This window comes from Kribbella sp. CA-247076 (assembly GCF_050942445.1).
GTDB lineage: Bacteria > Actinomycetota > Actinomycetes > Propionibacteriales > Kribbellaceae > Kribbella.
The window spans coordinates 2,550,365-2,562,754 of sequence record NZ_CP192051.1 but is presented as its reverse complement, the minus strand read 5'-3'; the positions used below and the strand labels follow the sequence as shown (position 1 = coordinate 2,562,754).

The 12,390-nt window shown below is 68.2% G+C and carries 9 protein-coding genes; 1 reads left to right on the top strand and 8 read right to left on the bottom strand.

Going from position 1 to position 12,390, the window contains the following annotated elements; genetic code table 11:
- Positions 1 to 29: 29 nt before the first annotated feature.
- Positions 30 to 1,490 (bottom strand): M36 family metallopeptidase, encoded by a 1,461-nt coding sequence (locus ACQPYZ_RS12315; protein ID WP_433167621.1) that lies wholly within the window; start codon positions 1,488 to 1,490, stop codon positions 30 to 32.
- A 180-nt stretch (positions 1,491 to 1,670) separates the two neighbouring features.
- Here ACQPYZ_RS12315 and ACQPYZ_RS12310 point away from each other — a divergent pair, with 180 nt between their 5' ends.
- The gene (locus tag ACQPYZ_RS12310; protein ID WP_433167620.1) at positions 1,671 to 2,771 is read left to right on the top strand and encodes a winged helix DNA-binding domain-containing protein; all 1,101 of its coding nucleotides are present in this window, start codon (positions 1,671 to 1,673) and stop codon (positions 2,769 to 2,771) included.
- Positions 2,772 to 2,822: 51 nt separating this feature from the next.
- On the opposite strand, the gene ACQPYZ_RS12305 is transcribed toward ACQPYZ_RS12310, so the two are convergent.
- The 7 genes from ACQPYZ_RS12305 to ACQPYZ_RS12275 are packed head-to-tail and all read right to left on the bottom strand — an operon-like array spanning position 2,823 to position 12,363.
- Positions 2,823 to 3,890, bottom strand: a complete 1,068-nt coding sequence (locus tag ACQPYZ_RS12305) for a M48 family metalloprotease (RefSeq protein WP_433167619.1) — start codon at positions 3,888 to 3,890, stop codon at positions 2,823 to 2,825.
- A 55-nt stretch (positions 3,891 to 3,945) separates the two neighbouring features.
- Positions 3,946 to 5,088: a hypothetical protein gene (locus ACQPYZ_RS12300; RefSeq protein WP_433167618.1), complete on the bottom strand. Its 1,143-nt coding sequence runs from the start codon at positions 5,086 to 5,088 to the stop codon at positions 3,946 to 3,948.
- A gap of 21 nt (positions 5,089 to 5,109) precedes the next feature.
- The gene (locus ACQPYZ_RS12295; protein WP_433167616.1) at positions 5,110 to 6,111 is read right to left on the bottom strand and encodes a hypothetical protein; all 1,002 of its coding nucleotides are present in this window, start codon (positions 6,109 to 6,111) and stop codon (positions 5,110 to 5,112) included.
- Positions 6,112 to 6,117: 6 nt separating this feature from the next.
- Positions 6,118 to 8,127: a hypothetical protein gene (locus ACQPYZ_RS12290; RefSeq protein WP_433167615.1), complete on the bottom strand. Its 2,010-nt coding sequence runs from the start codon at positions 8,125 to 8,127 to the stop codon at positions 6,118 to 6,120.
- Positions 8,124 to 11,522, bottom strand: coding sequence for an ATP-binding protein (locus ACQPYZ_RS12285; RefSeq protein ID WP_433167614.1), 3,399 nt, complete (start codon positions 11,520 to 11,522; stop codon positions 8,124 to 8,126). Before ACQPYZ_RS12285 ends, ACQPYZ_RS12290 begins: the two co-directional genes overlap by 4 nt.
- Complete coding sequence (locus ACQPYZ_RS12280) at positions 11,519 to 12,079, bottom strand: hypothetical protein (protein WP_433167613.1); 561 nt, start codon at positions 12,077 to 12,079, stop codon at positions 11,519 to 11,521. Before ACQPYZ_RS12280 ends, ACQPYZ_RS12285 begins: the two co-directional genes overlap by 4 nt.
- Positions 12,079 to 12,363 carry a hypothetical protein gene (locus ACQPYZ_RS12275; RefSeq protein WP_433167612.1) on the bottom strand — a complete coding sequence of 95 codons (285 nt, stop codon included), beginning with the start codon at positions 12,361 to 12,363 and terminating at the stop codon, positions 12,079 to 12,081. Before ACQPYZ_RS12275 ends, ACQPYZ_RS12280 begins: the two co-directional genes overlap by 1 nt.
- Between the last annotated feature and the right edge of the window lie 27 nt (positions 12,364 to 12,390).

The window sequence follows — 12,390 nt, the reverse complement described above, 5'->3', positions numbered from 1 at the left end:
AGTAGTGGTGGGCGCATGACCCGGCATTTCTACAGGATCTTCCGGGCCTTGAAGGCTTCGGTGACGATCGCGGCCGTGGGCTTGCCGTACAGCAGGCGGGCAGCCTGCACGGTCACCCGGGCGGCGTCGGCGAACGAGGTGTCCGGCGCGTAGAAGAACGTGCCCTCGAGGATCACCTTGTTGGCCTTGTTCCGGCCGAGCGCCTGGTGGATGTCCCAGAGCGCGTGCGACCAGATCTCACCGTCCGCGTGCACCTGGTTGACGATGTCGTCGGTCGTCTTGCCGGTGTCGGTCCGGCGCAGGCAGTGCGGCTCCTCCGTCGTGTACGACGTCGCGTCCCAGTCCATCACACACGGCAGGTCGAAGTTCCGGCTGACCGGCACCGACATCGTCACCGCCCAGTAGTCGCCGAAGCCCTCACCGATCGCGCCGGCCTGCAGCGACTCGCCGTACCCCGGAACGACGTCGTCGTGGATCGCGTGCCCGTACTCGTGCCAGATCACCTCGGCGTCCTCGGCGTCGTCGACGCCCCCCTCGCCCATCGTGATCGTGTCCGTGGACGGGTCGTAGAACGAGTTGTCGCCTTCGTAGGTGTTGATCTCGAAGTCCTGCGACTCGTTGTTGACCTCGGTGAAGCCGAGATTGTGGATGTACTCCTGCGTCTGGTTGACGTGGTAGTAGGCCATCACCTGCTCGAACCGGTCGTCGTCGCGGTAGTACAGGAACCGGTTGGTCGGGCTCTCCGCCACGCCGCCCTTGGCCGCGACGATGTTGACGTACGTGCCCTCGAGCTTGCCGTTGCCGGCCAGGTTCCGCAGTACGACGTTCTTGTGCGCCGGGAACAGCTCGGCGGTGTCCGCGTCGTCCTGGTCGGTCAGCGACCCGTCGCGCTGGCTGACCACCGGGTTCGGGTCGAACACGATGCCGCGGCCGTCGGCGTGATCACTGATCACCTTCGACTCGACCACGGCGCCGGACTTGGCGTCGACCAGCGAACGGGTGACGCCCTGCGACGAGCGGCTGGTGACGTTCCAGACCAGGCGCGCGTTCGGCCCGCCGACGACGGCCAGCTGAGCGGCGCCCTCGGTGGCGGTCGGGGCCGGGTTGACGTCCTTCTCCGGTCCGGCGATCCGGGCCCGGGCCGCACGGGCGGCGACCGCGGCGTTCGCCGACTTGGTCGCCGTTGCCGACGGCACCTTCGCGGTCACGTCCAGGTTCGCCGGTACGGCGTCGCGGCCGTCGGCGACCTGGACGCCACCGGCCTTGGTGACGTGCTTGGCGTAGTACCCGTTGACGACGGGCAGGCCCTTGTACGTCTGCTGGTACCAGTAGTGCTTGCCGAGCAGCGACGTCTTGGTCTTGATCAGCTTCAGGCCGGACGGATTCGCGGCGGAGCTCTCCGGCGCCGCCCCCGCAGCGCTGGTGAAGGACAGCCCCATCGAGACGGTGGCCAGACCGGCGGTGACGACCGCGATCACGCGTTTCGCCATGTGTTCCCCTCCTAGGTGGGCGAGCTGTGTGACGCTACAACTACGATCTGTCGACCCTAGTTCGCCGGCCGGCCGCTGGGAAGGCGAACGCGACTCGCAAGGGAAATCCCCCGCTTGGCGGACCGGAGCTGACCGCTTCCCCTTCTAGCGTTTGATCCGTAAACCAGGAGAGGATCAGCCATGTCGAAGTTGAGTCTGCAAGCCCTGAACCGCGCCACCCTGGACCGCCAGTGGCTGATCGAGCGCCGCGACGCCACTGCGCTGGAGACGATCGAGCACCTGGTCGGCATGCAGGCGCAGTCGCCGCTGGCGCCGTACGTCGGCCTGTGGACCCGCCTCAACGGCTTCGACCCCGCGGAACTCGCCGGACTGATCGAGAACCGGGAGGCCGTCCGCGGTTCGATGATGCGGGCAACGATCCACCTGATGTCGAGCCGGGACTTCCTTGCGTTCCGACCGCTGATCCAGCCGCGGCTCGAGCGCGAGGTGTTCCAGAACATGACGTACGGCCGGCACCGGCTCGAGGGGCTCGACATCGACGCCGTACTCAAGGCCGGGATCGAACGCATGACCGAAGGCCCGGCGACCGCCGTCCAGCTCCGTGACCACCTCGCCCCGCTCTGGCCCGATCGCGAGCCGGCCGCACTCGCCCACGCCGTACGCTGCCTGCTCCCCACCATCCAGACCCCGCCGCGCGGCATCTGGGGCAAGGGCGGCAACCCGGCGATGTCCACCGCCGAGCTCTGGCTCGGCAGCCCGGTCTCCTCCGCCCCGTCACCGGACGACCTGGTACGCCGCTACCTTGCCGCCTACGGACCCGCCTCCGTCGCCGACGCGCAGAACTGGTCCGGCCTCACCCGCCTCGCCGAGGTCTTCGACCGCCTCGACCTCCGCACCTACACCGACGCCGAGTCCGGCCGCACCTTGTACGACCTCCCCGACATCGAACTCCCGGACGAGGATGTGGAGGTCCCGGTCCGGTTCCTCCCCGAGTACGACAACCTCCTGCTCTCCCACGCCGACCGCACCCGCTGGATCGACAACGCCACCCGCCAGACCCTCACCCTCCAAGAGGTCCTCACCCGAGGCTCAACCCTCCACAACGGCCAAGCCACCGCCCTCTGGAAACTCACCAAAAACACCAAATCCGAAGCAACCCTGGAAATCCAACCCATCACCCCCCTCCCCCGCCAAACCTGGCAATCCATAGAATCCGAAGCCCACAACCTCCTAACCTTCACCTCCCCCACAGCAAAGCACGAGGTAAGGCGCATCGGCTGAACGCTAGTCAGGCGTCGCGAACTGTCGACGTAGGCGCAAGAATCCGAACCCTCAGTACGGATCTTGAGGCAACGTGCTCGTGGCGCGTTCGAGAGTCTGGACTCTCTCGACGAGTGAGGGAGTACTCGACATCAGCTGGGTCCTACGGCTCGTGTCACGACCGAACATCTGTTGGTTCTGCATCTGCCAGCCGTACAGGACTTGAACGAGCGTAGTTCCGTAGCCCATCTGCGCTGCCCGGCGGTCGGCTTGCTTGACCTGCCACCGGTTGAGCCAGGCGAGGATCGGGGGCGCGATGAACGGCGTGAGGAACAGCAGCGCCGTCACATAGCCGTCGCCGAACGTCAGGACCGCAAGCAGAATGCCCGAGTAGGCGAGGACCAGGAAGCCTACGACGGCGCAACCGACCGCCGGGACCTTCTTCATCAAGCGAACCAATGCCCGCACACCGACCAGAGCACAGCGGGCGGGAATCGAGTACCAGAAGTTGAGGAGGCTCAGCCACGCACGGCCACCTAGGTGATGGCTGAGCTCGTGTGCGAGCGCGGCCTCGAGATGCGACGTTGGCAGGGTGTACAGAGCCCACCGGCTGACTGCCACGGTGTGTCCTGGTGTCGGAGTCGCATTCACGTCATCGGATTCCTGAATCCACAGCGAGAATCGACTGTCCTGGATTCCTGCCCGGCCGAGCAACTGCAGCCACGCCGGCCTCAATCGCTGCTCCTCGACGAGCGTCGGTCGGCGTAGTCGGTAGAGGTAGCGGGCCACCAGGTCCTCCACGGGACTGAAGAACGTAACTGCCCCGGAAAGAACCCACAGACCAACGACAATCCAGTTCCATCTGCCGAAGACACTGGCGACCCACAGGACGATGACTAGGCTCCAGAAGAACCACGGCACAGCAACGAGCAGCGTCGTGCCGGCGGATACATCTGGACGCTTCGCTGATCCGCCTTGGCCGGCGTTGTTCTTCTGGTCACCGCCAGGGGGCGGCAGCTGGTTCCACGGCGGTTGAGGTGGTAGCTGATGTGGCGGCCACATCGGCTTCTGATCAGAGGGTTGTCCCGGAACGGGTCCCAACTCACCACCCTGATTGTTCGGCTCAGTCGGGTGGGTCATTGATCACGTTCCTCCGGACGGGTGGCAATCGCGATGGCGCAGATTCGAGTATCCATCAGTACAGGGACACGTGGACGTGGTCGTAGTGGCCGCCGGTGGGGTCGGTGGGGTTGTAGACGCCGCCGCCGTTGTAGGGGATCCAGGTGCCTCGGCGGGCGGACCAGATCTTGCCGTACCAGATGACGTAGCGTACGCCGGTCTGGCCGGCGGTCTTGACCGTCCAGTTGGCGATCTGGTCGCCGCGGATGCGTGCCGGCGCCGCTCTCCTCGCGTCGGCGCCGACCATGATGTCGCAGGCCTTACCGCGTGGGTGGTCACTCGTCGGGTTCCACACGTGGGCGTCCCAGCAACTCATGCTCAGCGTGCCCAGGTTCTGGCGAGCCGAGGCGACCCAGGCCGCCGTACGCGGAGTAACCAGGCCGCCGGTGCCGGTCGGGTCGGTGATGGTCTGCTGCTCTTCGGGCCAGACGCCGTTGACCGGTTGCCCAGAGATCAGGCCTTCGCCGGCGCAGTCCTCGTTGTCGGCGACCCCTTCGGTGATCGTGCCACCGGGCGGTGCATCGGAGCGTCCGGCGTACGGGTTGCCGGTGCGTTTGAGGTCGATGCGGGCCGCGGCCGCGATCTGTCGTGCCTCCTGCTCCCTCAACGCGTAGCGATCCGGGAACGCGGAGACCTGGACCCGTTGAGCGGCATCGCCGTACGCCATCGTGGGCCAGCCGTTGATGTCGACCAGACCGGGCGGGCTGGGCGGCGCCGACCCGCCGAAGAACGCCTCTGCGGCGTACTGGGGATTCATGATCTGCGCGACCGAACCCCAACCGGCTCCGGGGCGTTGCTGGAACAGGCCGACCGAGTCCCGGTCGCCGTAGCTCAGGTTCTGCAGGTCGGACTCGACGAGAGCGGTCATCAGGGCGATCAGCGTCGCCTGCCCAGGGAGTCCGCGCTGCACCGCGACTTGGTCGATGACTCTCGCGAACGCGATCTGACTCGCCCGCAGCGGACCGCCGGCCTGTTGCCTTCCTCCCTGACCGGGTGCGCCAGGTTGGCACGCTGCCTGCGGCTGACCACTCCCGCCGAACGGCGCGAGCATGAGGAGGCTCGCGACCCCGACCACTGCCAGAGCCGCCGCGGCCTTGACGACAACGCCCCGGCTCGCGGCGGTCAGGAGTCCCCGGCCGAGATCACGCTCGTCGTACATCTAAGCCCCCCACGAATGTGGTCATGGCCCGGTACCGCCGGACACGTCGCTGATGACCCATTGCGAGTTCTGGTTCACCAGCGTGACGAGCAGGGGTACGTCGAATCGCTGAGCGTTCTTCCCGGTGACGTCGATCGTGACCTTGACGAATCGCGTGATCCGCGCCGGCGTGTCCACCGGCGCCTCCGCGTTGGCCGGCGGAGCGCTGACCGGAGCGGCGATCACAGACGACTTGCCGCCGTCCTTCTTGAGTGCGTCGTACGTCGGATCGCCGGCAGCGGAGAAGCTGGACGCGACGTCCTCGGTCATGTACTTCGCACACTTCGCGACCAGAGCCGCGTACGTCTCGGCGGCGGGGTCACGGGTGTAGAAGGCGCGCGCCCACGTGCCGACCACGTCGTTGGCGAGCGCGGTCGATTCGGAGGACGGTCGCTGGGTCTGCGGCGGCGGTGTGGTGAGCGACGGCGAGGTGGGGCGTGGGCTGTTCGGTGCGGGCTGTGGGTTCGACGGTGCCGTCGGCAGGACGACCGAACGGCCAGGAGTGAGCAGGCCGACGGGCTCGCCCTCCTCCGGGCCGTCGCCGCCGAACAGACGCGGCAAACCGCCGCCGAGGCCGAGGATGATGATTGCGAGCAGAACGACGAGCGCCACGATGACCGCCGGGCTGGTCGGCTCGGCCTGGCGTTGGTTGCGCAACCACGCCATCCGCTGCGCGTGGTCGTCACGCCGCCAGTTCTTCTTCGCCCGGCGGCGCTCACGTCCGCTGAGGTCGTCCAACTCCTCCGGATAGTCGTAATCCGTGCTCATCAACGAACGCCAACCGTCCGGAGCATCCGGACGTCGCCGGTGGTCGTACTCGGCGTGGTCGTCGTACTCAGCGTCCGCGCGGCGGTCGTCGTACTCAGCGTCCGTGCGGTAGTCGTCGTACTCCGTCTCCGGGTCAGCGGTGTTGCGGTCGCGGCGGCGCGAACTCTGGGCCGCACCTTCCCGGCGATCGTCGCTCGATCGGTGTCTGCGTGCCATCGGCGATCACCTTCGCGTCGGCACGTGTACGGTCACGCCGTCCTTCGTGATGGCGGAGTACTCGCGGAATCGTCGTTGCTGCTGAGCCGGCGCCCTGCGCCGCTGGCGAACCTTCGGTGGGCCTTCGCGGAGACTGGCCGAGTGCGAGTGCACCCGCGGCTCGTACCGCGTCTCGCTCACAGCCGCCTGAGCCGGCGCAGGCCGGCGCGAATGCCGCGCCTTTTGCGCCTCGGCCGACGTACCGCGCGATCCCCCGCTGGCTTGGACGACATTGGCGGCCGAAACGGAGATCGTCCGACGCCCCTCGCCCTTCGTCTGCGCGCGAGCTCGAGCCAGATTCACCGCCGACGTACTCCGCGCCGTCCCACCAACCCCAGCCGCCCGCAAACCCCCAGCCTCAGCAACCCCACGCTGCCCACCAGGCCCACCAGGCCCACCGCCACCGGGCATTCCTGCGCTTTCACTACGGCGCCGCTCAGGTCCAGCCGTGAGTTCGTACGGCGAACTACCCGCACCCGCACGAGTCAACGACCCTACAGCAGGCGCCTGCCGATACACCCGGACAGACGTGACACGCTGCGGGCTGACCTCGGCCTGTCGCTGACGATCCCTGCTGCGTTCAGCGGGGACCGGCGCGGCACCACGCCCACTCAGTGCGCCCATAACGCGCCTGACCGCGGTCATGGCGCCTCTTCGGGCGAGGCCACCGAGCATGACGCTGCCAGCGCCTGGACGCATCATCGAGGTCAAGTTGTCCAGTAGCCGACGAAGTTTGAAACCGACGATGAGGACCGCGATCGCAAGACCACTGACCGGAAGCCAGCCAAGGCTCCCGCTCAGACTGAAGACGGCGGTGACGAGTGTCAGCGCCGTACCGAAGACCAGCATGGCGAGAAATGACTGAAGGACCAACCCGATCAAGGCCTCGAACCAGTTCAAACCCCACTGACGCGGCCGACCAGGAATGATCCACAGACACGCAAAGAACACACCGACGACAAGCAGTAAGAGACACCCGATGAAGGCCATCAGAGCGGTAAACGCCAACGCGATGTTCAGGAACGCGAACAGCGTGGCCGCAATCGCCGCCAGCATGACGACAGCAACGCGCCCGAACGGGTTATCACCCTTGACCCACTTCACCGTCGCCGCATCACCACCACCTTCGGCCGGCGTGATGACGTCGTCGACGTACTTCTTGCGAGCCTCAGGATCGACGCCCGTATCAAGCATCCCCTTGCCGTAACGCTGGCACGCGGCGATCGAACCGAACTCCGCGATGCACCACGGCGTCACGGCGAATCCACGCCAGCTTGCATCGGCGGACTTACGCAGGAGTGTGTCCTTCGCCGTTCCCGTGAAGCCTGGCTCTGGCCACGGCAGAGGGGACTGCATAGTCGGTCCCATGGCATCCGCTGAAGCCGTCATAACCGCACCGGCGCCCAACTGACGTGCTCCGTCCACTCCGCGCAACCAAGTCGCTGGAGCCAGAGCAAAGCTGATGCTCAGGACGCCAGCCACGAAGACCCAGACCAACTGACCCAACGCCGTTCCGGTCGCCCTGCGCTGCGTGTAGGCAGCGACGGCGCCGAAGGCAAGTGCTGACGGCAACAGCCAGCCGACGAGTTGCGTGCCGGTGGCTCCGATCGTCGCCGAGGTCGCGTCCGTGAGCGGCTTGACGTCGGTGAAGGAGAACAACCACCAACCGACCGAAATGGCCCCGCGTGTGATGGCGACGATGTACATCATCACCAGGTACGCATAGCCGTTGAAGACCATGTTGAAGGTGTCGGTCAGGCCCTTGTCGAAGTCCAGGCCGTACACCATTGGGCTGTACTGCTCGAAGAGGGTTCGGGTGTCGCCGTGGGTTAGGTCGGGGGTTGGGAGGAGGTCGGCGAAACCTGTTGGGTTGGTTGGGCCCTGGTCGGGGTCGGCGGCTAGGGCTGCTTGGCTGGTGAGGACCAGGGAGATCGCGAGGACGGTGAGCGCCGTGCTGGTTCGGCGCCGCCACCTCATGCGACGTGCTCCTTGTTGCCTGGGGTGGGGGTGTCGTCGGGGGACGGGGTGTGGGCCGGGTACATGGCTTCGTTGTAGGCGGCTTCGTCGGCTTCTTGGTCGTAGACGTCGTCGGGGCCGATCGGGGATTCGTAGCGGAGGGGGTGGGAGTGGTCGTGGCCGTTGGGGTGGTGGCCGTTCTGGTGTGGTGCGGCTGCGGTGGCGCCGGCGCCGGCAGCGGGTTGCTGCGGGGCGGCGGCGGTCGGCTGGCCGGCCGGGGGTGCTTGGGTCGGCTGGTGTTGCGGAGCAGTTGCCTCGTGCTGCGGAGGGCCTGGCTGGTGCTGCGGAACGGTTGACTGGTGGTGCGGAGCAGTTGGCTGGATTTGCGGGGCGGTTTGCTGGTCGTATGGCTGGTGAGCCGACGGGGTCGCTTGGGCGGTCTGGGTCGGCTGGTGGGTGGCGTGCGCCGGATCCGCGGCATGCGGCGGTTGGGCGGTGGGTTCCTGGGAGTGCGGCGGCTCGGCGGCTGACGCTTGCTGGTGGGCGTACGACGGCTCCACGGTGGGCTCCGCGGCGGTCGCCGGCTGGCCGTTGGGGTTTGGCGCGTACGGCGGCTCGGAGGCCGCGGCAGGCTGCTGGGCGTACGACGGCTCAGCGGGCTGCTGGGGGTACGGCTTGGCGGGCTGGTCAGCATGCGGCTCTGTGGCGGGCTGCTGGGCGTAGGCCGGGTCGGCAGGGCCCGGGGCGTACGAGGGCTCGCCTGCGGGGCCCGCGGCCGGGGTGTACGACGGCTCGTCTGCTGGCTCCGGGGTGTACGACGGCTCGGCGGGTGAGGGCGTCGTGGTGTGAGCTTCGGCTTGGGCTGTGGCGGTGGCGGCGGGTTCGGGGGTGTCTTCGTAGTCGTCGGCGAAGGGGTCCGCGGGGGTGAGGGCGGGGGCGGGCTGCGCCGGTTGGTTGGCGTGTTCGGATTCGGGGGTGGTGCGGAGGAGGGCGGCGACTCGCTGGCTGGGGATGTCGATCTGGACGGTGGCTACTTCGTCCCAGCGGTCGCGCATGATGCAGTGGCCGTGGCGGATCGACTTGCCGTTGGCGGCGGTGTTGATGCCGCGGACGAGGGCCTGGTACGGCGGGGTCTGCGGGCGACCGAGCAGCTCGAGCAGCGAGTCGACCTGTTCGCGGGAACGGAGGCTGAACGCGAACAGCGTGGTGATCTGCTCGACCAGACCGGGGAGCTTGAGGATCGACGCCGGGTCCTGGGTGTCGAGGACGAGGGAGGCGCCGAGGGCACGGCCGACCCGGGCGATGTAGTCGAGGAAGGACGCGCCGTCCGGGGTCTTCGTCAGCAGGTGGACCTCGGGCACGATGACGACCTTGGAGCGTCCACGGAACTCGCGGCGTCCGGTCGTACGCACCATCCAGGCGAGGCAGCCGCGCAGGCAGGCCATGCCGACACGTTCGATCGGCGACCAGGACTCCGGCGCCGACTCGGGTGAGGGCAGGGTGAGGCCGGGCATCTGGACGACCCAGAGGCCCGGATTCGTGGTCAGGGACGAGAGGCCGGACGGCGGGCCGGCGACGACCGAGCCGAGACCGGTCTCGACCAGGTCCCGCAGCGCGAAACCGACGGTCCGGACGGTCTCCGAGTCGGAAGCGCACAACCGCTGGATGACGCCCCACGACGAGGGATCCGGCGACTGGATCTCGGCGCGGGTCGCGGCCATGACCGGAGCCTCGGCCGCACCACGCAGATGCGGAGGTAGCAGAAGCATGAGCTGCGACGGCGCCTGCAGCAACGCGTCGTCCACAGGCAGGACGCGCAGCAGGTCCGCAGCACCCGAGAACTGTGCGGTGATCTCGATGACAGCCGTCGGTACGCCGTACTCGGCAGCGACCGCGGACACGCCCGCCGCGTCGCCCTTCAGGTCCAGCAGCGGAACCCAAGCACCGGCGAAGGCGGAATCCAGACCACCCATCATGGCGGCCGTGGTCTTGCCTCGACCGGATCGGCCCAGGAACAGCGTCGTCGTCGCGTCACCGAGCGCCGAACCGGCGGCCGCGTCGAAACGCACCAGACCCGGCGTCGATCCGGTCAGGTAGCCGATGGCCGGGCCGGTCGCGTCCCCGATGGACGCACCGCCCCAGAACCAGGAGCCGAAGAACGCGGTCGACTCACGGACATGCCCGAGGTCGGGCACGCGCAGCTGGTCGCCGGGCAAGGATTCCAGCCACAGGTCGCGCTGCTCGTCCGCGCCGGCGGCGACGGTGATGCCGCGGTCGGCGTAGTGCGCGATGACGGCGTCGACGTACGCCTCGAGGTCCTCGCGGGTGTCCGCGCTGACCAGCAGGCGGGGGTGGTCCTCGACCAGGGTCAGGCCGCTGCGGTTGATGTCGCGCTTGACCTCGCGCATCACGCGCTCGGTCTCGACGATCTCGTCAGCGGTCTCCTCCGCGGTGCCCTTGGCGGCGGACCGGCGTTGCTCCTTGGCGCTCTTGCGGGTCTCGTCGACCAGGTGGCGGGCGGTCTTCTTCGTCAGCACGCGGAAGCGGACGGACGCCTCCACGGTGACGTCGATCTCCTCGCCGTCGTCGTCGATCGCCTTGATCTCCGACAACGTCCGCAGCCACTCGCCGCCACCCGGGGTCTCGAGCTCCTCGGGGAAGTCGGTCATCGCGAGCACAGTCGTGTACGCCGCGATCTGGCCGCGGGTGTCGTAGATGCGCAGGTGGTCGGTGTACGGCACCACCCGGCCGGACGTCAGCCGGGCCAGCGACGCACCGGTGATCAGGCCGCGGCGGGGCGCGGCGACGGCACCGCGGTGCATCTCCCGGCTGATCAGCCAGGAGATCACCTCGGCCGGCGCGGTGTGCGCCCGCCAGACGGTGGAGCCGAGCTGGCGGCCGAGCTTGCGGACCCGCTCGTCCAGGTGCGCGAGCTCACGGGCGCTGACGCGCCAGGACGTCGTACCCAACGCGTCGCTGATGGAGCCGCGGACCTGCGCGGTCGCTCGGGGGTCGCGGTCGGACAGGTGCACGCCGAGGGCGACGTACCGCTCCGGCATCCGCATCTCGTCGATCCGGTCGGCCCGGGTCTGGGCCCAGGCCTCGTGGTCGCCGAGGCGGTAGTGGCCGGCGACCGAGTCGATGTAGTCCTGACCGGTCGAGCGGCCCCAGACCACCTTCAGGTGGCTGAGCCGGTCGCCGAGGATGGTCGCGGCCGCGCTGACCGCCGCGTCGAGGGCGGCGTCCTGCTCGGCCTCGGTCGCGAGGTCCGTGTTCGCCACGGAGATGAGGAACCACGCCTCCGCGCTGCGTTCGGTGACGAGCAGACCGTCGGCGATGGCCACCAGACGCGGCGGCGGCAGGCCGCGCTCACGGCCGACGCCCACCAGGTTCAGGAGCTTGTCAGCGATCTTCATCGGTGCCTCTTCCCAGAAGTCCTGCGACTGACCCGCTGCACGTGGTCCGCCCCGAGCAGGCGGGCACGCTGGTTCACGGTGATGTCCGCACCCGCGCGGACCCTCGGATCCAGCTCCACCACGACCTCGCGTTCCCACTCCGGGGTCACTCTGGCCTTCGCCAGGTTGGCCACCTTCTGGGTCGCGACGCGCTCACGCCATGGCAGGTACTCCGTCTTGTCGGCGGCCCGCGCGCCGAGACCGATGATCGGGCGGTGGGCACGCAACGCGTAGCGGACGGCGAGCGCCCACTCGGTCACGCGGCGGCGGCGTTCGTGGAACTTGCCGGATCGCCAGCCGAACGCGGTGATCACGAACGGCGGCACGACGTACAGGCTGACGGTCGGCTTCTGCGGTACGCCGACGAACGGGAACAGGATCGCGATCCAGAGCACGATGATCACCGCTCCGAAGATGATCATCCGGCGCCGGGCGCCTTCTCCGAGGTCGATGCCGAGCAGGTCGTACTGCCGGGTCTCGATCTCGAAGTGGTGGGTCAGGGTACGGCCGACACGCATCAATTACCTCCGGACAGCAATCCCCAGAAGCCCTTGAGCACGTTGATGGTCTGGTTGTTGGCGTAGATCAGCCCACCGACCAGCACCCCGGCCGCGATGTGGCCGAACAGCTCGCCCCACTCGCGCTTGAAGTAGTGGCCGATGGCCCGGAGCACGAGGATGGCGATGAAGATGTTCCCCGCGATGACCAGGACCCAGTCCTTGAAGTCCGCGCCCGTCGGGACGTTGCTGTCGACCAGCGGCACGGCGAGCTGTACCACGCTCGCAGCCAGTTCGTGCGTCATCATTGCGGTGTCTCCCTTGTTGCCTCG